Source organism: Pseudoxanthomonas sp. LH2527, from assembly GCF_022539275.1.
Lineage (GTDB): Bacteria > Pseudomonadota > Gammaproteobacteria > Xanthomonadales > Xanthomonadaceae > Pseudoxanthomonas_A.
In genome coordinates this window covers 1-255 of record NZ_JAKZBW010000066.1, presented here as the reverse complement: position 1 = coordinate 255, position 255 = coordinate 1, and the positions used below count along the sequence as shown (strand labels likewise).

General features: G+C 65.9%; 1 pseudogene. It reads left to right on the top strand.

Annotated elements, in window-relative coordinates:
• Nucleotides 1–255: pseudogene (locus MMG85_RS18395) on the top strand (DNA polymerase IV); the annotation flags it as partial.

Sequence of the window (255 nt, the reverse complement as noted above, 5' to 3'; positions counted from 1 at the left end):
GCGGTATCGACGAGCGACCGGTGGAACCCGACCAGCCGGTGCAGTCCATCTCATCCGAGGACACCTTCGCCAGCGACCTGCTGTTGTCCGAACTGGAGCCGCACATCGTGCGCATCGCGGAAAAGGCGTGGCAGGCCAGCCGCAAGACCGAGCGTGTCGGCCGCACGGTGGTGCTGAAGTTGAAGACGTCGCAGTTCCGCATTCTCACGCGCAGCTTCACGCCGGAGTCGCCGCCGGCATCCGCGCAGGAGTTCA